At 44.5% G+C, this 22,486-nt stretch carries 22 protein-coding genes; 5 read left to right on the forward strand and 17 right to left on the reverse strand.

The genetic code is table 11. The features are described from left to right. The 3 genes from VPNCDNU1_RS29120 to recR form a co-directional block, all read left to right on the forward strand. A partial coding sequence (locus VPNCDNU1_RS29120) for a DNA polymerase III subunit gamma/tau C-terminal domain-containing protein (protein ID WP_272897579.1) occupies positions 1–1,017 on the forward strand: 1,017 nt, incomplete at its 5' end. 92 nt (positions 1,018–1,109) lie between these two features. Further along, positions 1,110–1,439: a YbaB/EbfC family nucleoid-associated protein gene (locus tag VPNCDNU1_RS18715; protein ID WP_104401738.1), complete on the forward strand. Its 330-nt coding sequence runs from the start codon at positions 1,110–1,112 to the stop codon at positions 1,437–1,439. Between the two features lie 21 nt (positions 1,440–1,460). Next, entirely contained in the window at positions 1,461–2,060 is a 600-nt protein-coding gene (gene recR / locus VPNCDNU1_RS18720) for a recombination mediator RecR (protein WP_101112664.1), read from the forward strand. 67 nt (positions 2,061–2,127) lie between these two features. Here recR and VPNCDNU1_RS18725 read toward each other — a convergent pair whose 3' ends face one another. Then, on the reverse strand, positions 2,128–2,655 hold the full coding sequence (locus VPNCDNU1_RS18725; RefSeq protein ID WP_104401739.1) for a DUF2799 domain-containing protein: 528 nt from the start codon (positions 2,653–2,655) through the stop codon (positions 2,128–2,130). 160 nt (positions 2,656–2,815) lie between these two features. Then, a complete protein-coding gene (locus VPNCDNU1_RS18730; RefSeq protein WP_104401740.1) occupies positions 2,816–3,064 on the reverse strand; it encodes a YkgJ family cysteine cluster protein in 249 nt (82 codons plus the stop codon). A gap of 109 nt (positions 3,065–3,173) precedes the next feature. On the opposite strand from VPNCDNU1_RS18730, the gene VPNCDNU1_RS18735 reads away from it, so the two are divergent. Next, on the forward strand, positions 3,174–4,070 hold the full coding sequence (locus VPNCDNU1_RS18735) for a LysR family transcriptional regulator (RefSeq protein WP_104401741.1): 897 nt from the start codon (positions 3,174–3,176) through the stop codon (positions 4,068–4,070). A gap of 39 nt (positions 4,071–4,109) precedes the next feature. Here the strand turns inward: VPNCDNU1_RS18735 and VPNCDNU1_RS18740 are convergent, their stop codons facing one another. Beyond that, the gene (locus VPNCDNU1_RS18740; RefSeq protein WP_104401742.1) at positions 4,110–4,952 is read right to left on the reverse strand and encodes an SMP-30/gluconolactonase/LRE family protein; all 843 of its coding nucleotides are present in this window, start codon (positions 4,950–4,952) and stop codon (positions 4,110–4,112) included. A gap of 246 nt (positions 4,953–5,198) precedes the next feature. Between VPNCDNU1_RS18740 and VPNCDNU1_RS18745 the strand changes: the two genes are divergently transcribed. After that, entirely contained in the window at positions 5,199–5,633 is a 435-nt protein-coding gene (locus tag VPNCDNU1_RS18745) for a YcgN family cysteine cluster protein (RefSeq protein WP_167404834.1), read from the forward strand. Positions 5,634–5,685: 52 nt separating this feature from the next. Here the strand turns inward: VPNCDNU1_RS18745 and VPNCDNU1_RS18750 are convergent, their stop codons facing one another. From VPNCDNU1_RS18750 to VPNCDNU1_RS18815, 14 genes are all read right to left on the reverse strand, one after another. Next, positions 5,686–6,579, reverse strand: a complete 894-nt coding sequence (locus VPNCDNU1_RS18750) for a BRCT domain-containing protein (protein ID WP_104401744.1) — start codon at positions 6,577–6,579, stop codon at positions 5,686–5,688. A 149-nt stretch (positions 6,580–6,728) separates the two neighbouring features. Continuing rightward, entirely contained in the window at positions 6,729–8,606 is a 1,878-nt protein-coding gene (locus VPNCDNU1_RS18755) for a BCCT family transporter (RefSeq protein ID WP_104401745.1), read from the reverse strand. A gap of 166 nt (positions 8,607–8,772) precedes the next feature. Then, entirely contained in the window at positions 8,773–9,993 is a 1,221-nt protein-coding gene (choV, locus tag VPNCDNU1_RS18760; protein WP_104401746.1) for a choline ABC transporter ATP-binding protein, read from the reverse strand. Positions 9,994–9,995: 2 nt separating this feature from the next. Beyond that, positions 9,996–10,838 carry a choline ABC transporter permease subunit gene (gene choW, locus VPNCDNU1_RS18765; RefSeq protein ID WP_104401857.1) on the reverse strand — a complete coding sequence of 281 codons (843 nt, stop codon included), beginning with the start codon at positions 10,836–10,838 and terminating at the stop codon, positions 9,996–9,998. 101 nt (positions 10,839–10,939) lie between these two features. Beyond that, on the reverse strand, positions 10,940–11,878 hold the full coding sequence (locus VPNCDNU1_RS18770; protein ID WP_104401747.1) for a choline ABC transporter substrate-binding protein: 939 nt from the start codon (positions 11,876–11,878) through the stop codon (positions 10,940–10,942). Between the two features lie 19 nt (positions 11,879–11,897). After that, the gene (gene betA / locus VPNCDNU1_RS18775) at positions 11,898–13,601 is read right to left on the reverse strand and encodes a choline dehydrogenase (protein WP_104401858.1); all 1,704 of its coding nucleotides are present in this window, start codon (positions 13,599–13,601) and stop codon (positions 11,898–11,900) included. Positions 13,602–13,626: 25 nt separating this feature from the next. Continuing rightward, positions 13,627–15,087: a betaine-aldehyde dehydrogenase gene (betB, locus tag VPNCDNU1_RS18780; protein ID WP_104401748.1), complete on the reverse strand. Its 1,461-nt coding sequence runs from the start codon at positions 15,085–15,087 to the stop codon at positions 13,627–13,629. Positions 15,088–15,116: 29 nt separating this feature from the next. Then, entirely contained in the window at positions 15,117–15,713 is a 597-nt protein-coding gene (betI, locus tag VPNCDNU1_RS18785; protein ID WP_104401749.1) for a transcriptional regulator BetI, read from the reverse strand. A gap of 585 nt (positions 15,714–16,298) precedes the next feature. Further along, a complete protein-coding gene (locus VPNCDNU1_RS18790; protein ID WP_104401750.1) occupies positions 16,299–16,658 on the reverse strand; it encodes a hypothetical protein in 360 nt (119 codons plus the stop codon). Between the two features lie 219 nt (positions 16,659–16,877). Further along, positions 16,878–17,852, reverse strand: coding sequence for a ChaN family lipoprotein (locus tag VPNCDNU1_RS18795; RefSeq protein WP_104401751.1), 975 nt, complete (start codon positions 17,850–17,852; stop codon positions 16,878–16,880). A gap of 195 nt (positions 17,853–18,047) precedes the next feature. Then, positions 18,048–20,054: a Fe(3+)-hydroxamate ABC transporter permease FhuB gene (gene fhuB / locus VPNCDNU1_RS18800; protein WP_104401752.1), complete on the reverse strand. Its 2,007-nt coding sequence runs from the start codon at positions 20,052–20,054 to the stop codon at positions 18,048–18,050. Further along, positions 20,054–20,965, reverse strand: a complete 912-nt coding sequence (locus tag VPNCDNU1_RS18805; RefSeq protein WP_104401753.1) for an iron-siderophore ABC transporter substrate-binding protein — start codon at positions 20,963–20,965, stop codon at positions 20,054–20,056. The genes fhuB and VPNCDNU1_RS18805 overlap by 1 nt, the downstream gene beginning before the upstream one ends. Then, the gene (locus VPNCDNU1_RS18810) at positions 20,959–21,726 is read right to left on the reverse strand and encodes an ABC transporter ATP-binding protein (protein WP_104401754.1); all 768 of its coding nucleotides are present in this window, start codon (positions 21,724–21,726) and stop codon (positions 20,959–20,961) included. The genes VPNCDNU1_RS18805 and VPNCDNU1_RS18810 overlap by 7 nt, the downstream gene beginning before the upstream one ends. A gap of 12 nt (positions 21,727–21,738) precedes the next feature. Then, complete coding sequence (locus VPNCDNU1_RS18815; RefSeq protein WP_167404835.1) at positions 21,739–22,455, reverse strand: siderophore ferric iron reductase; 717 nt, start codon at positions 22,453–22,455, stop codon at positions 21,739–21,741. Positions 22,456–22,486: the final 31 nt, after the last annotated feature.

Genomic DNA, 22,486 nt, shown 5'->3' on the forward strand with positions numbered 1-22,486 from the left:
CAGCAACAGCAACAGCAACCAGCTTCGCAATTTGTTTCGAGTGAACCCGCTCCAGATTATGGTGATATGCCAAATTACGGTGACTACGAGCAAGATACGATGCCACCGCAGTATGATGATCCGGCTTATACTCAATCTTCTGTTTCGGCTCCAAATCCATCAGTTTCAAATTCATTGGTTTCAAATCAAGGGAATCAGATTGCATCTCCAAGCAATACAGCGGTGCAGCAGCAATCAGCGCCTGCAAATCCTATATCGGGGCTACGTCACCAGTTAAGAAGCCGTCGTAATCAAGCCGGAAGCGAAAGCAAAGCGAGCAGTGAAAATAGAAGCATTGGCGCATCGCCAAAAAAGGCTAGCGCGACACCAGCAACCAAAAAGCAGACGGCGGCAGAGCGCATAGCGCAGTTTGCATCCGCTGGGCAGGTGTCGCCAGCTAATTCGACAATGACCCATTCGTCAACTATTCGTTCTTCAAATACGAGTGCTGAAGAAAAAAAGGCGACCAATGAACCTTATCAGTGGAAGCCTTCTAAGCCAGTAGAAAAACCGAAAAAGACTGAACTGACACCTACTCAGATTAAGAAAGCACTAGAGCACACAAAAACACCTGAAATGGCAGCCAAATTGGTCGATGAATCGGTCGCCGCCGATCATTGGTCTGCCTTGATTCAAAAATTGAATACCGCAAAGCTAGTGGAACAATTGGCACTGAACTCTTCGTATTACAAAGAGGGTAATGTTATCCACCTGACCTTGAGAGCCGCTCAAGCGCACCTAAATACCGAAAAAGCTCAAAAAGATTTAGCGGAAGCGTTGGCAACAGCATTGGAAGAGCCTTGTGAGCTTATTGTCAAAATTGGCGAAGAGGGGGAATCTCCATTGGAATTAAGAGACAAACTGTATCAGAGCAAGTTGCAACAAGCTCACGACAGTCTGGCTCAGGATCCTCACATACAGTTTATTACTGCTCGTTTTGCAGCCGAAATAGACGCCGATAGCGTGAGGCCAATCTGATTTACAGATGACAAATTGGAATGGGCGTTGAAAGCATTGTCTTTTACCCCCATAAAGGATTCATAACCTAAGATAAACCAGAGAGAAAAGAAATGTTTGGTAAAGGCGGTATGGGCAACCTAATGAAGCAAGCCCAACAGATGCAAGATCGCATGCAAAAGCTTCAAGAAGAAATCGCGAACATGGAAGTAACTGGTGAGTCCGGTGCTGGTTTAGTTAAAGTAACCATTACTGGCAGCCACAGTGTTCGCCGTGTTGACATCGACGAAAGCTTGATGGAAGACGATAAAGAAATGCTAGAAGATCTAATCGCAGCAGCATTTAACGATGCCGCTCGTCGTGTTGAAGAAACTCAAAAAGAGAAAATGGCGTCAGTCACTGGTGGAATGCAAATGCCTCCAGGCATGAAAATGCCTTTCTAATTGACGCAGTAGATACAATTTATGCGAACCAGCCATATGCTGGAACAATTGATGGAAGCCTTACGTTGCCTACCTGGGGTTGGTCCCAAATCAGCGCAGCGTATGGCTTTTCATTTGTTACAGCGCGATAGAAAAGGCGGTCTTCAATTAGCGGATGCACTTTCTCAAGCAATGACAGAAATTGGTCATTGCAGTGAATGCAGAACGTTTACCGAAGAAGAAACCTGCCATATTTGTCTTAACCCTAAGCGCCAAGAAAATGGTCAGTTATGTGTGGTGGAAAGCCCATCAGACATTGCTGCAGTTGAAGCGACAGGTCAGTATTCTGGGCGCTATTTCGTGTTAATGGGGCACTTGTCTCCGTTAGATGGAATAGGACCAAGTGATATTGGACTTGATGTGCTCGATTTCCGGTTAAGGCGCAAAGATATTACCGAAGTGATACTGGCGACAAACCCAACTGTAGAAGGGGAAGCTACGGCACATTACATCGCCGAGCTTTGTCATGCGCACGACGTGGATGTGACTCGAATCGCACACGGTGTGCCTATGGGGGGCGAGCTGGATCTTGTTGATGGAACCACGCTGTCTCATTCAATCTTGGGGAGACACAAACTGTAGTGTTTGCATCTTAACCCGACAGTTTTGATTGTTTTAAAAATGCCGCAGATTCTGCGGCATTTTTGTATTAGAACGTAACGTTAAAATGGTAGCTCGTGCTGAGCAAACGGGCTCTTTCACTAGTCAGGCTCTGGCGTTCATGATTAAGTCGCTTGCGCTCATCAGGATCTAGGCCTTCTTTACGACGCAGTTTGAAGTCAATATCCTCGATTTCTGATTGAATGTCTTTGAGTCGATTTTCTTTTTGGTAAGCTTGTCGACCGAGTTCGTAGTTTTTATTAAACTGCTCATTGTCACACACGCCGTAATAGCTTCGACCGTTACGTCCTTCTTGATAGCCATTTCTAGGCGAACAATACTGAATAAGACCTCGTTCATAACCTTGACTCCAAGCCTCTTTATCAACGGCTATGCCCCCTTCTGAACAGTCTTTAGCGTAGTCGTTAATAATATCGGGGTTCTCTCCAACCTGACCTTGCTGGTACCCCAGATCTTTCCAGTGTGTTGTTTGACATTCTTCAATGGACATAGAAGTACAGCCTGTGATGAGAAAGATGGTCAGCAAAAGCGAGAAAAAGATGTTTTGATTGTTCATTTTGTTTTTATACCTGTCATACAAATGTGAAATTGACGGTATTAATGACAATGTTAACTTTATAAAGTTCGGGGAATGTATGGTGGTATATGAGTTAAGCCAATAGAAAATCTGATAATTGACTGCAAATCAAACAAGTACACTCAAATCAGGCCGAAAGTTACGTCAGACGTTCTAGTTCGGCAATATTAGCGAGGGCTTCTGCGTTGGTAGATCCGCATACAATTGGGCAGGGTTTAAATTGATGACACACCTTAGGGCGTTCTGGCTTTCCAAATAACTTGCAGAGGTTATCGTCGTTTAGCTGAACACATCGTACACCAGCAGGTTTACCATTCTTCATTCCCGGAATGGGGGAAGAAATACTTGGAGCAATACAACACGCCCCGCAACCCAATCGACAGTCCATAACATCAAACTCTGAAAAAATAGGGCGCGATAATAGCAGAAAACTTGGTTGATAACATCTTCATCAATTACTATTGCATCATGGCAACAATATGTAGGTAAGTGGTCTTATGATAAACAATGTGAATCTCGCAGATATTCGATCTTTTGTATTGATTGCTCAGTTAGGCAACTTTACTAAGGCAGCGCATGCGCTATCTGTATCGCGATCGCATGTTTCAAGGCAGATTAACGCATTAGAAACTCAGATGGGGGTGACGTTACTGACACGCACCACCAGAACATTAAAGCTTACTCAGGCGGGTGAGCGTTTTTATAAGCAATGTGAGAGCGCTTTAAAAGAGATTGACCAAGCATTAGTGGCAGCAGTCGATGATACTGAAGACGTGAGGGGGCTTATACGAGTTAACTGCGTCGGTGGGTTTATTGGCGAAGAACTCATTGCGGCTTTCGTAAGCGAATTTATGGCGATTTACCCAAGCATACAAGTGCATTTGGACTTCACCAGTCATAGAATTGACCTGATAGACGATGATTTTGATGTTGCGTTCCGAATGGGCGAATTACAAGATGCAGGGTTTATTGCGCGTAAATTATTGAATGTTGAAATCGTAACGCTTGCTAGCCCTCAATATCTAGCCAAAACTGGAGCACCAAAGCACCCGAAAGATCTAACAGAACATCGTTGTTTAACAGGGTCGGTTAAGCGATGGAGTTTTCAGTCTTCGGAAAACAGCAGTGATGAAATCGATGTGACTATAGAAGGGTATTTGGTTTGCAAAAATGGTCGAGCACTTATTCAAGGCGCTTTGCTTGGTAACGGGATTATTCGCGTGCCTGCAATGTATTGCCAAGAATTGATTGACGTTGGAAAATTAGAACCCGTCTTGACCGAATGGCGCATACCTCGTATCCCCCTTTCTGCCATATATCATAAAGATAAATATCAGCCCAAAAGACTAAGAACTTTCATTGAATTCATCAAGAACAAATTTGATGCCGGTTAGGCGCCGCGCTCATTTACACGGCGCTTCAGTCGTTTCAAATCAGTATTGGTAAACCAGCACTTCGCCTTCTAAAGCCATTGGCACCATAAGTGTTTTTTGCTTTTTTGAGTAATAGACGTCACCCGAACCTCTTGGCAAGTCAAGGGTTTTTTGAATGTCACCTTGGGTTGAAACGGTAAATACAACCCCTTGCTTCCAATCGGATACGATCAGGTTTCCATCCTCTTTCACTTGAATCCCATCTAAGTTCCCAAATGGTTTCTCAGTAACACGGCTAATGGACTTGGATTCAGGATTGACCTTTAAAAGTCGTCCGAAAGGAGCATTAAGTGGATCACCATCGCTGAAAGCTCCCCATGCAGCAACGTATAAAGCACCATTTATAAACTTAAGTCCGTTTGGATTTTCTAGCTCCGGTGTATCCATCCAGACCGACATGGTGTTGTTTTCCAGTTTGTAGATGGTAGACGTAAACATGTCAGACACATAGACGTTTCCGCCTGCGTCAATTTCGACGTCATTAAGAAACTCAGCATTGTTCGCTTCGTGCGTTACCACCTTTCCGGTTGCTAAATCTATTTCTAGAAGGGCTTTCATATCGCTGACAAACAGAAGGTTGCCTTTTAACGCAATCCCTTTTGGGTTATCTAAGTTACTAGCGATTGTTGCGATAAACTGATAATCCGCATTCAAGACCACGACAGAGCCATCACCTGGTTGGTCACCTGATTGAAGAGACACAAAATACACCCCTTTGCTTTCGTCGAACACAATAGATTCCGCGCCGGGCAAGTTGGGCAGCCTTTCACTCAAAGTTGGTGCTGCCATCACTTGGTGGCTTAAAATTAGAGAGGTAGTCGCAGCGAGTAAAAGCTTTTTCATTTTCATTCCTATTTGTTGATTTAATTGTCAGGAGCGATAATAAAGCGTGCTCATTTGTTGATATATAGGGTATTGATCAATTAACTGTTGCTGCATGGAAACAATGTATGGTGATTAGGTCCGGCGACTCAAAATGTGGTCTTCCCAGTCAAAAATTGAAATCGCTTGCACTACGTGCGTTGAACAGATATAACGACGCCTCCTTAGCGTATTTGGTTAAGGCGTGAACATTAGGCAGGTAGAATCATGGCACAATTTTGGGAAACAAAATCACTGGAAGTAATGACAGAAAAAGAGTGGGAATCTCTTTGTGATGGCTGCGGAAAGTGCTGCCTGCATAAGTTGATGGATGAAGATACCGACGATGTGTACTACACCAATGTTGCGTGCAGTTGGCTAAATGATAAGACCTGTGGCTGCAAAGACTACCCAAACCGTTTCCAATCTGGCGAAGAATGCCTAAAACTGACCCGAGACAAAATTGACGAGTTCCATTGGCTACCTGAAACCTGCTCGTATCGTGTTCTTGCGGAGGGGCAAAACTTACCTGAATGGCACCCATTAATTACCGGATCGAAATCTGCCATGCATGCCGCTGGTGAAAGCGTACGCAACAAAGTGGTCTATGAAATCGATGTGGTGGATTGGGAAGACCACATCTTAAATCATCCGGGACGTTGAATGTTTTGGGAGATGCTTCGTGAGAAAATCTCCCACAACATCACTGAACAATTTATCCTGTAAATTTCATCCAAGTTTCTTCATTAATGATATGAGTACCATTTCCTTGATTCTGGTTTTTTAGGGCGGCTTCTATCTTTCTACCATGACTACTGAATTTCCAATCTCTACTTGCCATCGATCCGATAATTAAATAATCAAGATCTTTAGTTACACCTGAGCGTACAATCCCTCCGTTAGTTTTGGCTAGAGATTCCATCAACTTTCTATTTCCTCCCAAGAACTTACCAGTAAAACAGACAGTTTTTTCAGATAGATTTGTTAATTCAATAGGTTCTCCGAAAAAGTCGGTTGCTCCGCATTCAGCGCTTCCCGTTTCCAAAAACTGCTGACCACATATTGATTTAAACATTTCCAACAACTCAGAACGTTCGTTGTCATCCACCACACCGTCTTCAAAAACAACTTGCAATCTTTTACTTATAACGTCCGCAGGCCATGTGTTTAGAATAGTAGGATGGTCGTTGATAAGGGAGGTTAGAGCTTCTAACTCTTTGTCATTCAAATAACCATCGGAAGTAATACCTTGTAGAAAACCAAGTAACTGGTTTACCAGCGTTTCATAGCCACCACTACATTGATATCCATAATCTCGAACATCCCCTATCAAGAGTTGAATTTCATGAAGTTCTTCTTGTTCAATAACTCCATCTTGTAGTGCATCTTCAATTAGATCTCGCAGGTCAAGAAAGTCGCTATCTTCTTTGTATTCACTCTCTGATTTTAGCCACGTATCTAAAAACAATACTTCTGTCTCGTTTAGGGTTTTATCTGCATCAATACCTCTAACAATACCAGCGAGCGCTTGGAAAGCCTTTTGCTTATTTCGTTTAGAATTGAAGTTTGTATTGTGGGGTTGTCCATTAGCATCAAGAGTTTTCTTCATATATTTATCCTAGCCGGAAGTGTGACTAGAACTATATGCGAAAACACTTACGGTTTTGTTGATCATTATTCAATTTGGTGCTTATTCGTTGCATATGCTGAATCGAAAACTCTAGCTAACTAAATAACGATTTTTGATGCTTGCGACTATCAACTTATCTGTCGATTAAATTCCATCCTTGCTTCTTGTGCTTGCTGAGAAAGTCGCTCTTTGTGTTCTTTAGTCTGGGCGACTAAATCTTGCAATGATTGGAGCTCAGCTTGCATTTCAGCAGGCAATTCGTGATCCGCCAGACTTTCTTCTTCACAATGTTCAAGTACATAGGCGCGAATGCGTTTTTTCATTGCTATCAACTGACTGAACGCATCTCGCTCTTGCTCTGCCGCTTCTTGGGCGGCGTCTTTACTGCGTTCAAATCTCGCAAGTGCCATCCCTTCTGAAGACCAAGGATCCATATCGGGTAAGTCTTCGATATTGATGGTTGGCTCCACGTAATCTTCTTGGTGGCGAATATCCAAGTTGGTGGCTCGTACGGCGGACACCATTAACATGACGGAGATGACCAAAAGCGGTAATCCACCCACTATTGCAGCGGTTTGTAACGTGCTTAATCCACCTAGAAACATCAATACCGTGGGCAGAAAAGACAAGGTAAATGCCCAAAACATTCGGTTCCAACGCATAGGTTCTTCCGACACATTGTTTTGAACTACTGATGCCAAAATGTAAGAAATGGAATCGAATGTAGTCGCGGTAAAAATGATGCAGAGTAGAGTGAATACTGCAATCACGACTTTGTTAAATGGCAGTGCGTTTAACATGGCAAAGATGGCTTTGGTAGCGCCCTCTGCATTTAAAATAGCGACCACATCCAATTTGCCCGAGAGCTGGAGCGATAGCCCGTAGTTCCCCAAAATCATAAAGAACAAGAAACAACCTAGGGAGCCAAAGAATATCGAGCCAGTAACCATTTGTTTGATGGTTCTTCCACGTGAAATACGGGCAACGAACAGTCCCATGCTTGGTGCGAAAACCAACCACCATGCCCAATAGAAAATGGTCCAATCCTGCGGAAAGTGCGTGTTATCAAAGCTGCCGTAACCGCCAAAGGGCTCTGCCCATGTTGCCATCGTAAAGAAGTTAGAGAGCATTCTTCCAAGCGAATCTAACCCCGTTTCCAGCATGAAAATGGTAGGTCCTACCGCGAGCACAAAGGTCAGTAACCCCATGGCGCCCCAAAAGTTGATGTTACTGAGAATCTTTATGCCTTTTTCCATGCCCGCATATGAGGAATAGGCGAAAATAGCGGTGCAGACCAAAAGTACGCCAATTTGGCTATAGGTATTTTGAGGAATACCAAATAGTTGGTTAAGCCCCTCGCCAATCAAAGGTGCCGCTAGCCCTAAGGTTGTTGCGGCTCCACCTAACAAACCAAAGATGAAAAGTACATCAATGATTTTTCCTGGAGCTTTTTTGGTTCGAGCTTCACCAAGTACCGGCATTAGTGCACTAGAAACCTTTAGCACTGGCTGTTTACGTACATAGAAAAAGTAAGCAATGGGCAATGCGGGGATCAAATAAATCGACCAAGCAATGGGTCCCCAATGAAAAATGCCATAGGTGGCCGCCCATCGGACCGCTTCTTCACTGCCGGCTTCTAGCTGGAACGGGGGAGATTGGTAGTAATATGCCCACTCAATACAGCCCCAATATAAGATACTGGCACCTATCCCTCCGCAAAAAAGCATGGCTGCCCAAGAAGCAGTAGCGAACTCAGGTTTCTCATCCGCTTCTCCCAACTTGATTTGCCCCATGTCGCTAAACACAACATAAATCATAAAGAAAAAAGCACTAATACCGAGAGTAAGGTAGAGAAACCCCAGTTTGTCTGTCATAAAGCTTTTGGCTATTGATATCCAGTGTGCCCCTTCAATAGGGAACAGAATGAGTGGAATCGTTATCAGCGTCAGCAGTGCGATCGCGCCAAAAAAAGTGGGTTTGTCGATAAGAGAAAAGGGGTTATTCACAAGAATTTTCCACAAAAAATGAGTGGGCTATTATGAATTTGTGATTGAGATTTGGACAAACAAAGATATTTGTCCTGAGGATAAATTTTAGCGTGCAGATGTTGATTGTAAGTGAACAATTAATCCTAGCCTCTGTACTTGAAGAGGCTAGGGAATACACTGTGATTTAAGCCGCGTTGTGGTGGTGCTTGCCCAATAACCCCGCGTAAAAATCACTGTCGTCGAGCACACCAATCAGCTCATTGTTTTCGACCAGCAGAATCGGTAGACCGCTATGTTGCTTTAGGGCAATGGCTTCGCGCATACCGATATCTGGGCTGGCAATGACAACGGAATCTCTTTTGATATCACTGAGTGTGACAGATTCTTCACGCCAATCGACCAGTTTCAAATCCACTTCATTTTCTTGAACCGATGACTCTCCTGAATAGACGGAGCTGTCTAAGCAGAGTTGATTATTGCGTTCTTCAACCCAAACTTGCTGCGTTGGACAGATCTGCCACCTTGCACCATTTTGTTTTAAATCACTCACTGGCTGCATTAAAGATCGGCCTTTAAGCACGTTCAGCGGGTTGGTGTGGGATACAAAATCCTTCACATAATCGTTTTCAGGAGATAGGACAATTTGCTCTGGTTTACCATGTTGGATAAGTTTGCCTGACTCCATTATTGCAATGTTGTTGCCAATTTTTAATGCTTCATCAAGGTCATGGCTGACAAATAAAATGGTCTTGTTGAGCTTCTTTTGGAGTTGGATTAATTCGTCTTGCAGTTGCGCTCGAATTAATGGGTCTAAAGCCGAAAAGGGCTCATCCATCAACAAAATATCGGTATCCATAGCGAATGCTCTCGCTAGCCCGACGCGTTGCTGCATACCGCCAGAAAGTTCATGCGGGTACTTACTTTCCCAATCCGCCAGTTCTACCATTTCGAGTTGTTCTCTGGCTTTTGCTCGGCGTTGCGCCTTTGCCATGCCTTGCATTTCGAGCCCAAACGCGACGTTGTCGAGAACCGTTAACCAAGGCATTAAGGCAAATTTTTGGAATACCATCGACACGCGGTGAGTACGCAGCCGTTGCAACGTATTTTCGTCGCAAGACGATAGCTCCACTTGATTATCTTCGTCTTTAATTTGAAGCGAACCGCGAGTAATGCTGTTCAAGCCATTCACTGCTCGCAACAGACTGGATTTACCAGATCCAGATAACCCCATAAGAACGCAAATCTCGCCTTCCTTTACGCTCATCGTTACGTTATCGACGCCCACGACTTGCTGGGTCTGATCGATGATCTCTTGGCGTGTTTTGCCTTCATCCAGTAAATCCAATGCATGCTGGGGCTTATCACCAAAGACAACATCAAGGTTTTGAATCTTAATCGCATCCATGATTACGCTTCCTTTTGATTCGGTGACTTACACAGTCGATCAAGAATGATGGCGACAAGCACAATGGCGAGACCTGCTTCAAAACCCTGAGAAATATTCACGGTGTTGAGTGCTCGTACCACGGGTTTCCCTAAGCCATCAGCGCCGACCAGCGCGGCGATCACCACCATTGAAAGCGATAACATAATGCACTGAGTGATGCCTGCCATAATGCTTGGTAGTGCTGCTGGCAGCTCGACTTTGAACAGCAGCTTCATTTTGCTGGCACCAAATGCCTTTCCAGCCTCAATAAGTTCCTCTGGAACCTTTGTAATGCCAAGGTAGGTTAGGCGAATTGGGGCGGCGATAGCAAAGATTATGGTGGAGATAAGCCCCGGAACAATGCCCAAACCAAACAATACCAGCGTCGGAATCAGGTAAACAAACGTTGGGACGGTTTGCATGAGATCCAATATGGGTCGAAGCAGGGTATAGAGCCATGGTCGGTGTGCTGCCATTACGCCCACTGGAATACCAATTAATACGGAAATCGTTGTCGCAGCAAATACCAAGACAAAGGTTTCCAGCATTTCTTGCCAGTAGCCTAGATTAAGAATGGTTAGCAAGGCCCCGATGATAAATAACACTAGGGGAATACTTCGATGTAAGTACCAAGCCATTGCAGCGGTTAGTACAATAGGAATAGCGGGGGGCATCCATTTAAAGATGTCGACAACAAAAAGGATGACGGTTTCAAGAAGAATTGAAATGGCATCAAAAAAGCCAGCACCGTTCATGGTGAGCCAATCAACACCCGTTTCCATCCACTCGCCAACAGGAATTTTGTTGTTAGTTATAAAGTCCACAATAAAACCTTGTTTAAGGATAAAACCCAAGTTAAGAATAAAATCTAAGTTAATAGGAGAAATCAACGCTAATAGGAGGGTGCGAACACCCTCCAATAATGCTATGCGTTTGAATTAACGTAGCTATTTACGGCTTTAGCAGCTTCGCTACCGGAAAGGGTTTTTACGCCTTTTAGCCATGCTTCAACTTGTTTTGGGTTGTCTTTCAGCCATTGAAGTGCTGCTTTTGAAGGTTTTACATTCTGGTTAAGAATCGCTTCCATCAATGCATTTTCCATTTCGAGGCTGAATGCTAGGTTCTGCAGAAGTTGACCGACGTTCTTACACTCATTTAGGTAGTTTGCACGCACATTGGTGTAGACATTTGCCCCACCATAGTTAGGGCCGAAGAAATCATCGCCACCGTCGAGGTATTCCATATCTACGTTGCTGTTCATTGGGTGAGGTGCCCAACCTAAGTAGACGATCCACTGGTTGCGGCGTACCGACCTTGCAACTTGAGAAACCATGCCAGCTTCACTTGATTCAACCAGGCTGAAATCTTTTAATCCGAATGCGTTGCTGTCGATCATAGATTGAATAAGGCGGTTTCCATCATTACCAGGTTCAATGCCGTAAATGCGATCTTTAAATTTATCAGCGTGTTTTGCTAAGTCGGCGAAATTCTTTACGCCTGCATCGTAAACGTATTTAGGGACCGCAAGGGTGTATTTTGCCCCTTCCAAGTTGGCACGAACGGTTTCGACAGTGCCAGCTTCACGGTATTTAGCGATATCTCCCTCCATGGTTGGCATCCAGTTGCCAAGGAAGATATCGATATCACCGTTCGCCATTGAGGAGTATGTGACAGGCACAGAAAGCAGATCGATTTTGGTTTTATAACCTAGACCTTTCAGAAGTTCAGACGTGACAGCCGTGGTTGCGGTAATGTCTGTCCAGCCCACATCTGAAAAACGTACTGTCTCACATTGGTTGGCATAGGCATTAGCCGCTATCGTGCTAAGTGCGAGTGTCGACAGCGTTTTTGTCATCATAGACATAGTAATTTCCTTGTAATAATTACTGATAAATAGACTTTACGTCTCTTTTTGGTGTCTCTGTTCTTTGTTTCTCTTCCCAGTTTGGTGCAATCCAAACAGGTAAATCTTTTTTATCTAATAGTGGTTTGCCCAAAATTAGGTCGGCGGCTCTTTCGGCTACCATAATGGTTGGCGCATTCAGGTTGCCATTTGGAATGGTTGGGAAAATGGAAGAATCAACTACGCGTAGCCCTTGTATTCCGCGTACGCAGCAGGTTTCATCCAATACCGCCATTACATCGTCATCGGCACCCATTTTGCAGCTGCAAGAAGGGTGATAAGCACTCTCGACATTCTGTTTTACCCACTCATCAATCGCTTCGTCACTGGTGATGGAAAGCCCGGGCTGGATTTCTTCGCCGCGGTAATCATCCATTGCGGGCTGAGACAGAATCTCCCGAGTCAATCGAATGCAGTCTCGCCAGTCTTGTTGATCTTGCTTGGTAGAAATGTAGTTAAACTCGATCTTAGGCTTGTCGAGAGGGTTGCTAGATACAATGGCAACGGTGCCTCGGCTTTCGGGTTTATTCGGCCCCACATGTACTTGAAAACCGTGGTCTTCGAATGCGGCTTGTCCGTCGTAACGCATGGCCGCAGGTAAAAAATGGTATTGAATATTGGGCCATTTCAACCCTTTACGTGATCGGATAAACGCGCAAGATTCGAAGTGGTTAGTTGCGCCTAACCCTTTACGAGTCAAAATCCACTCTGCGCCGATCAACCCTTTGCTTACCAGTCCGAGTTTGCTGTTAAGCGTGATGGGTTCTTTGCATCGATATTGGAAATAAACCTCTAGATGGTCTTGCAGATTTTCTCCCACACCGGGTAATTCATGTTTCAGTTCCACACCGGCTTGTTCAAGCACGTGAGATGGACCGATTCCCGACAGCTGCAATAATTGAACGGAGCCGATGGAGCCAGCGCTCGAAATGACTTCTTTGTTTACATAGCATTTGGTTCGCTTGCCTGAACGTTCGAATTCAATACCAATGGCTTTTTTATCTTCCAGCAGAACGTTATGAACGACGACCCCTTTTAACAGTGTCAGGTTTGAGCGTTTAAGCGCACGCCTAAGGTAGGCGTTGGAAGTCGAAGCTCGTACGCCTTTGTCTACCGTCATGTGCATTGGACCAAAGCCCTCTTGCTGATAACCGTTGTAATCCGAAGTTTCTGGGTAGCCTGCGTCTTTTCCGGCTTCTATAAAGGCTTGATACAACGGGTTCAGAGCCATGTCGTTGCCGTTGCATGTACCTACGGGACCCTCTCCACCACGGTATTCATCCGCACCGCCTGACCAAGACTCTGCGCGTTGGAAGTAGGGCAAGCAAGAAGGGTAATCCCACCCTTTAGCACCTTGTTCTTCCCATTCATTAAAGTCACAAGCGTGACCGCGGACATACACCATACCGTTGATAGAGGAGCTGCCACCTAAAACTCGTCCTCTTGGGCAATGAAGTTTTCTGCCATCAAGCCCTTTCTCTTCTACGGTTTCGAATTGCCAGGCGTATTTTTCCGTGTTCATCGGATAAGAAAGAGCAGTGGGCATTTGAATAAAGATGCTTTTATCCGTGCCACCCGCTTCAAGCAGCAGAACCTGATGTTCGCCGCTTTCAGAGAGCCTGTCCGCCAATACACAACCCGCTGAACCGGCACCAACGACAATATAATCGTAGCGTTGCTCCATTTCTTTATCTCCGTTTGGTTGTCGTTTAAGCGTATGGGCTTTCATAATCGCCAAGTTCAATCAGCACACTTTTGGTTTGAGTGTAGTGACGTAACGTTTCAGGACCATTTTCGCGCCCAATACCGGAATGTTTGTAGCCGCCAACTGGCATTTCTGCTGGTGAATCACCCCAAGTGTTTACCCAGCAAATGCCCGCTTGAAGCTGGTGGATGACTCTGTGCGCTCGGGAAAGATCTTGAGTAAACACACCAGCGGCTAAGCCGTAAGTGGTGTCGTTGGCTCTTTTGATCACGTCTTGTTCGTCTGAAAACTTCAGTACCGACATAACAGGACCAAAAATTTCACTTTGAACGTTTGGCATGCCATCTTCACAATCCACAAATACTGTCGGTGCAACAAAGTTACCGTTTTCTAATCCATTTTCGGTAACCTGATAACCGCCAGTGAGTAGCGTGGCACCACTTTGTTTTGCTGCTTCAATTGCGCTTAACACCTTGCCCAAATGTTCTTTGGAAATCAGAGCGCCGATTTGAGTTTGCATATCGGTTGGGTCACCGACGATCAGTTTTTCAGTTCTTTCTTTTAGCTGGCGAATGAATGCATCGTAAATGGCTTCATGAACGTAAACGCGTGTTCCGTGCGTGCAAACCTCACCCTGCGTGTAGAAATTGGCAACCATAGCGGCAGAAACAGCGCCATCGAGCTTGGCATCACCAAAGATCACCATTGGTGACTTACCGCCTAGTTCCATGGTGACTTGTTTTAAGGTTTTCGCGCTGTCTGCCATTACTTGTTTTCCGGTTCCGGATTCGCCAGTGAAGGAGACTTTGGCTATGTCTGGATGCGCGGTAAGCATTTGCCCGACTCGATGATCACCTTGCACAACATTAAATACGCCGTCTGGAAGCCCAGCTTGAGTAAAGATTTCAGCCAGCTTTAACACGGATAACGGTGTTTCTTCCGAAGGCTTAAAGATCATTGCATTTCCGGCAGCTAGAGCAGGAGCAGACTTCCACATAGCAATTTGAATAGGGTAGTTCCATGCTCCTATGCCTGCACAAATGCCCAAAGGCTCGCGACGCGTATAGAAGAATTGGTTTTCACTCAAGGGTTGTTGTTCACCCTGCATACCGGGAGCTAAGCCTGCGAAATACTCAATCACATCAGCGCCGGTCACAATATCAACATCTATGGCTTCTTGAATGGGTTTACCCGTGTCCGATACTTCCAATTTAGCCAGTTCGTCATTTTGTTCACGTAACAGAGCCACCGCTTTCAGTAAGATCCGGCTGCGCTCGGTTGGCGACATGGCGGACCAAACGCTAAATCCTTGCTTAGCAGATTGAATGGCACGTTCTAGATCTTGTTGGCTAGCCTGCCCAATTTCAGCCAATGGCTTTCCTGTCGCAGGGTTATAGGTTGTGAAGCTTTCTTGTGAAGTTGCGCCACATACGTGACCATCGATGTAGAGTGATTTCATATTCATTTAAAAGTCTGGCTGTCGTTATTTTGTGTTTATTGCTGCGTATAGAAAGTCAGTTGTTTGTCTAAGTAGTCATTGATAATGAGGCGTGCTTTTTCCGCATCAATTCCTTTAGGGTTCAATGTTCCTCTTAACCAAACACCGTCGATTAAAGCGGCAATACCGTGGGCAATAATCTCTGCCTGTTCCTTCTCAAACAAAGCTTTCAGCTCAATTTTTAAATGAGAGAGCAGGCGTTTTTCGTTTACACGTTGAAGGCGTTTTAGTTCTGGATCGTGAACCGAGTAAGACCAAAATGCTAACCAAGTTTTTGCGACTTTGTTTTCCGCTTGGTAGCCCACAAAGTTGCCATCAATAATGGCGTTTATGCGTTGTTGATGGGCGTTTTTAGATAACTGACTTAACCGTTCAGTAATTGTTGAAGAGAGCTGACGAAGGATCTCTTTCATGGTTTCTTTTAGAAGACCATGCTTACCGCCAAAGTAGTGGTTAATGATCCCACTCGATACACCAGCTTCTTTGCTGATCAGTGAAATGCTTGCGGCATGTAACCCAACTCGGTCGATGACTGTCATCGTTGCTTGAACGAGTTGTGGTTTCCTGATTTCTGGCATCCCAACCTTGGGCATGAAGGTTTCCTTATTTTTAATTGAACGATCAATTAATAAAAATAATGCCTGAAAAATACTTAGTACTCAAAACATTTTTTAAAATCCGTCACGAAGGATCTAACTAAGCATAGGGATGTCTGAGCTTTTTCTGCGTGATAATTGTTAAATTCCAAGCCTTGAATAACGTAAGAGAAGAAATGATTGCACTTTAATAAGTTCCTGTATTTTATGATGATTTTAATGGTTTTTTGAAAGGGTAATTCAACCTCATAACGAAAGAGACCATATTTAGTACTGTTTATTTACACTACTACTTTTAGTGGGAAAAATTGTTCAATTGCGCGTCTGATATTTTGGGTATTCAATAAGGTCGACAAATGTGAAGTGGTCTAATGAAAGTGAGTGAACATACATTAGTTGATTTTAGGTGTTAAGACAGGTGGTTTAACCAGTAGGCTAGAAAAGAGGCAGTCGCAAAGGAATGCCATAACGCAGGAAGCTGGCATTATGGTTGTTGAATGAAAGTTTAGCGTGTCTAATTAGACACGTAAGCTGTCGGAAGAAGGCATGTCGGTGAGCGCAAATTTATATACCAGCTTTACGCTACACCAACAGTGCCAAGATTCCACCTATGGTTGCCGCTGCGGACAAATATTGCCCCGCGGAATAGGATGAATCATCTTCTTCTTTAAATTTGTCAGGGTGGTCCATACCTAATGCTCCATGAGCAAAGGACTCGACTTTGTCACCTACGCCTTTGTCTTCTGCGTTTGCCGCGGCATCTTTTTCAATTTGCTGCAATGCGGCAAGTAACGCTTTGCCCTCATTAGACAATGTGACTTTGTTCTGCTCGACTTTGACAGCTGAATCGGGAACGGCATCTTCAACCGCTTTCGATTTTGCACTGTTTGTCGCTGTGGCTGTAGGGGTAACCCTAACTGGCTCCGCTCCAATCGAAGTCATATTGTTCTCCTCAATATGGTCTGAATACTTTATCGGCAGATCTTCAAATAACTTTGACTATTTTTTCTACCTAGTCAGATTATTCTTCCTGCTCAATCTGATAGTTTTTTAAGCAAAAATCAGTCCATATACTCAAACTACCCCAAGGTGCAGGATTCAGAGCTCTATCTTCTGTTTCAGTTCATCGTCAAAGAAATAAAGCTCAGAACAAATTGAGGGTTACTCTTTTTCGCAGTTTAAGCGTGAGTTTCGCTTACCTAGTTGATGGTAAGCTTTCATTCTATTTTCTTGTTTTATGTACCTTGGTGGCAGCTCTGCAACCAACACTTGATAGCCTTTTTTGTTTGCAGTGATTTCCGTTACGGGTTCAATAATGGCAATGTTGAGATCTGGGTTTCTACGTTTGATAGACGCAGCAGTACCAAGCCCGTCCGACACATGAAATTTGCCAGCAGTGAGCAAGACTTTTTTATCGGAATTCTTGTTTAGATAGTGAACAATACTTTCCGCCATTGTTTCATCCCACGTAACCTGTGCAGCGTATTGATTCGCGGTTTGTTCTGGTTTCCCGTGATGCATGGAAGCCATGAATTTTTGTTTGTAGGGTGAATCGTTGGTGTCTATGTTTTCCGCAATAAATCCGCGTTCTTCTTCACTGAGGGTTTGAGTCCAATTGAGTCCTTTTCTGCCGATGCACTTAACGGTTTCCTTCGGCGCGTTTGCGGCTATAACATCCAGTTTATTCAAACGTGCATACTCAACCAGAGGGCGATAATCACTGGTGTAATTTGGCCAAGCATTACCCTGTTGAATTAGGGTTTGTTCGCCTATTTCTCCGTTCAAGTAGTCGTTAATAAGACCTTGCTTGTCTCTAGAAAATTGTTCCATTGCGAGTGTAGTTGATAACCCTGATTGGTTCATGGTCGCGAACAAATCCGTTTGAAATTTATGAGTGCCAGCATGGCTGTGCCACTCACCGGCTAAAATCACATCTGCGTTCTTTAACTCTTTTACTAATTGCTGCAAAGGCAACGCAGTTTCGGAGGAATAAATTTTATAATCGTAAAAGTTGGAAACAATATCAGATGTTAGTTTAGAAGTTGCGATTGCTGGCGAAGTTACAGTTGGTTGCGAAGTAGTAACGGCAGAGCAGCCTGCCAAAAGAAGCATGGGTAAAGGAATTATTTTTTTCATAGTCATCTCCGAAAGAGCGGGCAGTGTAGACCAGCCCTTATCATTATTCAACGAGTGAGAATGATTTTCATTAAGGGCTGGTGGGGTGATCCATTCTGATTCGTTTACACCGAATCAAACTTTATATGTTTGAGCGATCACCTTTCTTATCTATCGCTTCATAGAGCGTCTAAATTTTAGGTCAACAGACCCTAATCACATAGTGGCAAAGCGGTTTAAGTTACTTCTCATCAGAAGCAATAGGAAATAGGCACCACCAATGATAGAAACGACAATACCAGCAGAGATTTGTCCGGGATAGACCACATTTTGCCCAAGCCAGTCTGCGAACATCAGCAGCGAAGCGCCTGTGAAGCCTGCGACCAACATTTGATCTTTTGCGCGCTTTGCTCCCAGCATAACCGCGACATGTGGAGCAAGTAAGCCAATAAACGATACCGGACCCATCGTCGCCGTTACGGCAGAGCAAAGCATCGCAACCAAAATCAGCAGTAGCTTAAACTTAGCCGGAACATTTAACCCTCTTGCTTGAGCAAAACCTCGTCCTCCCGAGATTAGCGTTAGCCATCGATGGAGAGAGAGCGCCAGCCCAGAAAGAATCACCGTACAACCAAATAATGCAATGGCTGAACCTGCTTCTACGCGATAAGTTGAGCCGGATAACCAAGTTAGCAACAAATACGCAGTTTCACTGCCTTGTGCTAGCACGAAATGGATCAATGATTCTATTAGGGCAGTGAGTGCTATTCCCGTAAGAATGAGCATTCCGGGCGAGTATTCATGTTTTCTTCCAAGCAGCAGTAACAACCCTAGAACCGCGAGGCAACCGATAAACGCTAATGTGAATTGGAGTTCGAATAAGGTTGTTCCTAACAACATCATCCCTACCACCAAAAACAAACTGGCGCCCGCTGAAATACCAAGAATATCGGGGCTAGCCAACGGGTTATATATGATTCGCTGCAAAATGACACCGGCAATGGCTAGCCCAAATCCTGCGCTAAAGGCAGTGAGCATCCTTGGGTATTGCTGGCTCCAAACAAATTCGGTGGGTACTTGCCATGCCCAACCAGAGGCGTCGCCAGTGTTATAGAAAAATGCGCCTAGAATGACGAGTATTCCCGTACTGAACACCGCACTGTGCAACGTTTTTGGTCGGTAACGGGCAGTTGAATTGGGTAAAGAAAGGCTCATTTGGTCATGAGCTTTTAACTTACTGCGAGCAAACCAAACCAGTACAGGCGCACCAATGAGGGCTGTTGTGGTACCAGATGGAATGACGCTAATGGATACATAATTGATAGCGATGGTGAGTGTATCGGTAAACAGCAATAAACATGCTCCCAGCACCATACTCACCCAAAGTTCGCTTTTGGGGGTTCTGGCGCCAGCAAAGCGAGCAATATTCGGTGCGATAAGCCCGATGAAACTTATAATGCCCACACTCGCAATAGCAGAAGAAACCAACCAAAGACCAAGCACAATGAGCCCAAAAAAAGCAGGAACTAGGTTAAGACCTCGAGCTTCAGCATTGATATGCCCGAGCCTCAACAGTGCAAGGATTCTAGGTGAAATCAATAATATGACAAGCCCAAGTAACAGTTGAGGGAAGAGCCAATCTACCTGTTGCCAGCCGTTTTGTGCGAGGTCGCCCGCGCCCCATATGAAAATGTCTTTTGCAAATTGGTCGTGAAAAAGAGCAATACCTGTTGCGATCGCACCAAAGAGTATATTAACCGCCATTCCTGCAAGCACGACTCGAAGACCAGATAGATCTTTCAAGCCGACGATACACATCACAACAGCCAGGCTTACCATTGCGCCAATGAAGGGCACCAATGTGGAAGTAAACGCACTTAATGTTGGTAGCCACACAGTGGCGCACATAAGAGCCAACCATGCACCGGCAGATGTGCCTAACGTTAGTGGCGAGACTAGGTGATTCTGAGTCAGTTGTTGGAGAAGGCTACCTACCAACCCAAGAACAGCACCTGTCATGATAGCCATCAGCAATCGAGGAAGGTGAGCTTCTACAAAAAGTATTTCTTCAAATTCAGCAGGTAAAAACTCTAAGCCGTAGAGCTTCGCCATTACCATATCAGAAACTATGTGCCACTGCTGGTTAAGCGTGAGTTCACTGCCAATATAGCTAGACGCCAGGATAAGGGGGATTAGCAATAAACCTATCCGTAGAATCGCCATTATTCACCTGCACTCGGTGCAACAGACTCTAAGCTTTCTGCAAGCGCTTCTGCTACATACAATAGGGACATGGCTCCACCATAGTTCCAAACAGGAGAAACCGAAGCGACTTTGTTGTTTTTAACAAAAGGCATCGCGTTCCACATAACGGATTTCTCCAACTCGGATTCTTGTTTAAACGGCTTAAAGTAAAGCGCGATACCATCACCAATGGAGTACAGTTTTTTCAAGCGCTTTTGAGTGACTCCCCACTGAGTGGTTGGCTGTGGGAGAGCAGGTTCAAATCCCAAAAGTTGAAGTGCTTCTTGGGTGCTAGAGTTGTCACCGTAAAGGTAGACCGTCGTGGTACTAGCAAAACGAAATGCCGCTACCTTTGGTTTCTGACCGGCATAGGCTTTATCTAGTTTGATCTTTAGCGCATCAATCTTAGAGTACATTTGCTTGAGTCTACGTTCGGCGACATCGGATTTACCCAGAGCATGAGCAATTTGGCGGAAGTGTTTTATGGAGCGCTCTACATTGCCTGGTTCTTGTTTGTATGTGTGGTAATACAAAACGGGTGCAATTTTTTCTAGGCGCTCGGTTAAGTCAATTTGCGGTGAACCAATAATGATGACATCGGGTTTTAGCTGTTCTAAGCGAGCGAGGTTTGGTTCCATACGCGTCCCAATATCTTCAACCGATTCTGGGACTTCAGGCTTAACCACCCAAGCTCTGTATTCGGGGATATTTGGTATGGCGACAGGCGCTACACCGAGTTCTAGAACTTGTTCAGCTATGTCCCAATTGAGAGCAGCAACCCTAACGGGAGTTTTGGGAAGAATCTGTTCGCCACGGCTATCTTCAGCGATGATTTGTGCCTGCAAAGTGAAGCTGAAAAAGAATAGGGTAAACAATGCTTTCTTTAACATATTATGGCTACCTTGTGGTCGTTGTTAGGGTGGTCTATCAGTGATACAGGAGTGTTATAGAGACTGGCTAATCGCTCTTCATCAAGCAAAAGTTCACGTTTTCCTTCAAACAGGATATTCCCTTTTTTCAATGCGATAACGTGAGTCGCGTAGCGTAACGCTAAGTTCAAATCGTGAAGAATCACCAAGACACCTCTACCAGAATGTTGATTGAGTTGCTGGAGTAGATCCATCACTTGATATTGATGCTGGACATCCAAAGCGGAGGTGGGCTCATCAAGGATCAAAAAGTTAGATTGCTGCGCTAATAACATGGCGATCCAAGCACGCTGTTTCTCGCCACCAGATAGCTGGTCTGCCAGTTCATTGCTCATTGATTGGACTTCTGTTTGAAGCATGGATGTTTCGATAATTTGATTGTCTTCACTATTCCATTGTCCAAAGACACCACGCCAAGGGTAGCGACCTAATCGAACTAACTCTTTTACATTCAACCCTGCAACTTCGGGCAACTTTTGTGGAAGATAAGCGACTTCCTTAGCCAATGATTTTGCAGAAAATTTTTCGAGTGGCTGCTGACCGAGCTGAATATGACCTTCTTCTGGACTGAATTGTTTAGCGAGCAGGTTAACCAATGTGGATTTTCCCGAGCCGTTATGACCCAAAACCACGGTAAAACCTTTGGGGTCAATGGAAAGTTCATCGATGTCCAATATGGTTTTTTCTTCACGAATGACTTTGATTTGATTGAGTTGATACATACGCTTTCGTTCTTAGTTTTGAATCGGGGACGAGTTCTTGAATCGAGGACAGTCTTCGCAAAGTGTCCCTTGAGTTGTCTTGTATACTAAACAACAGCTTTTTCTCACGTAGGAGAGGGCACCTTGTTTTTCTTCAATTCGACTGATTTGATCCAGAGGTAATTGAAATGCACTGAGCCACATGGCGGCATTGTTTCTTATGTCATCCAGAGTTAATTGAGGCTCAAATTCTTGCAGTTTTAAGCAGCAGTTTACGATAGCATCAGCCAACAAATGCTTCACAAAACCAGGCCGACAACGATACTGTTGATCGAGTTGGGTTCTGTATTCTTCAAATAATACATTCAGTTGCAATGCAGCTTCGGGGACTAACTCTTGCACTTCACCATGTCGATGTTTTTGGTTTGAAAAGCAAAATCCCGTGACAAAAGAACCCATTTGGGACTGCCCGAAAGAATTGAAATCGGGCAGTGTTTTGAAGCCATATACGCTGATAAAGGCAATATAAAGAGGTTGCCAAGTGGCCAAGTCCCAACATCGAGTTATCCAATAGCTTTTTCCTGCTTCAGGGTGCAAAACTTGCAGTTGAGAATACAGCTGATTGAAGAATGCCTCGCCGCTATGGTGCGACCGTAGCATTGATTCGTCTGGCTCCGTTATTTTACCTGATAGATAAGGCGTAATTTGTTCGCATGCACTGAAAAGTTGTTGGTGAAATGACTCTTGCACGGCTATTCGCTTTCCATGTTTTAAAATAGTT

The organism is Vibrio penaeicida (genome assembly GCF_002933855.1).
In the GTDB taxonomy this organism is placed as follows: domain Bacteria; phylum Pseudomonadota; class Gammaproteobacteria; order Enterobacterales; family Vibrionaceae; genus Vibrio; species Vibrio penaeicida_A.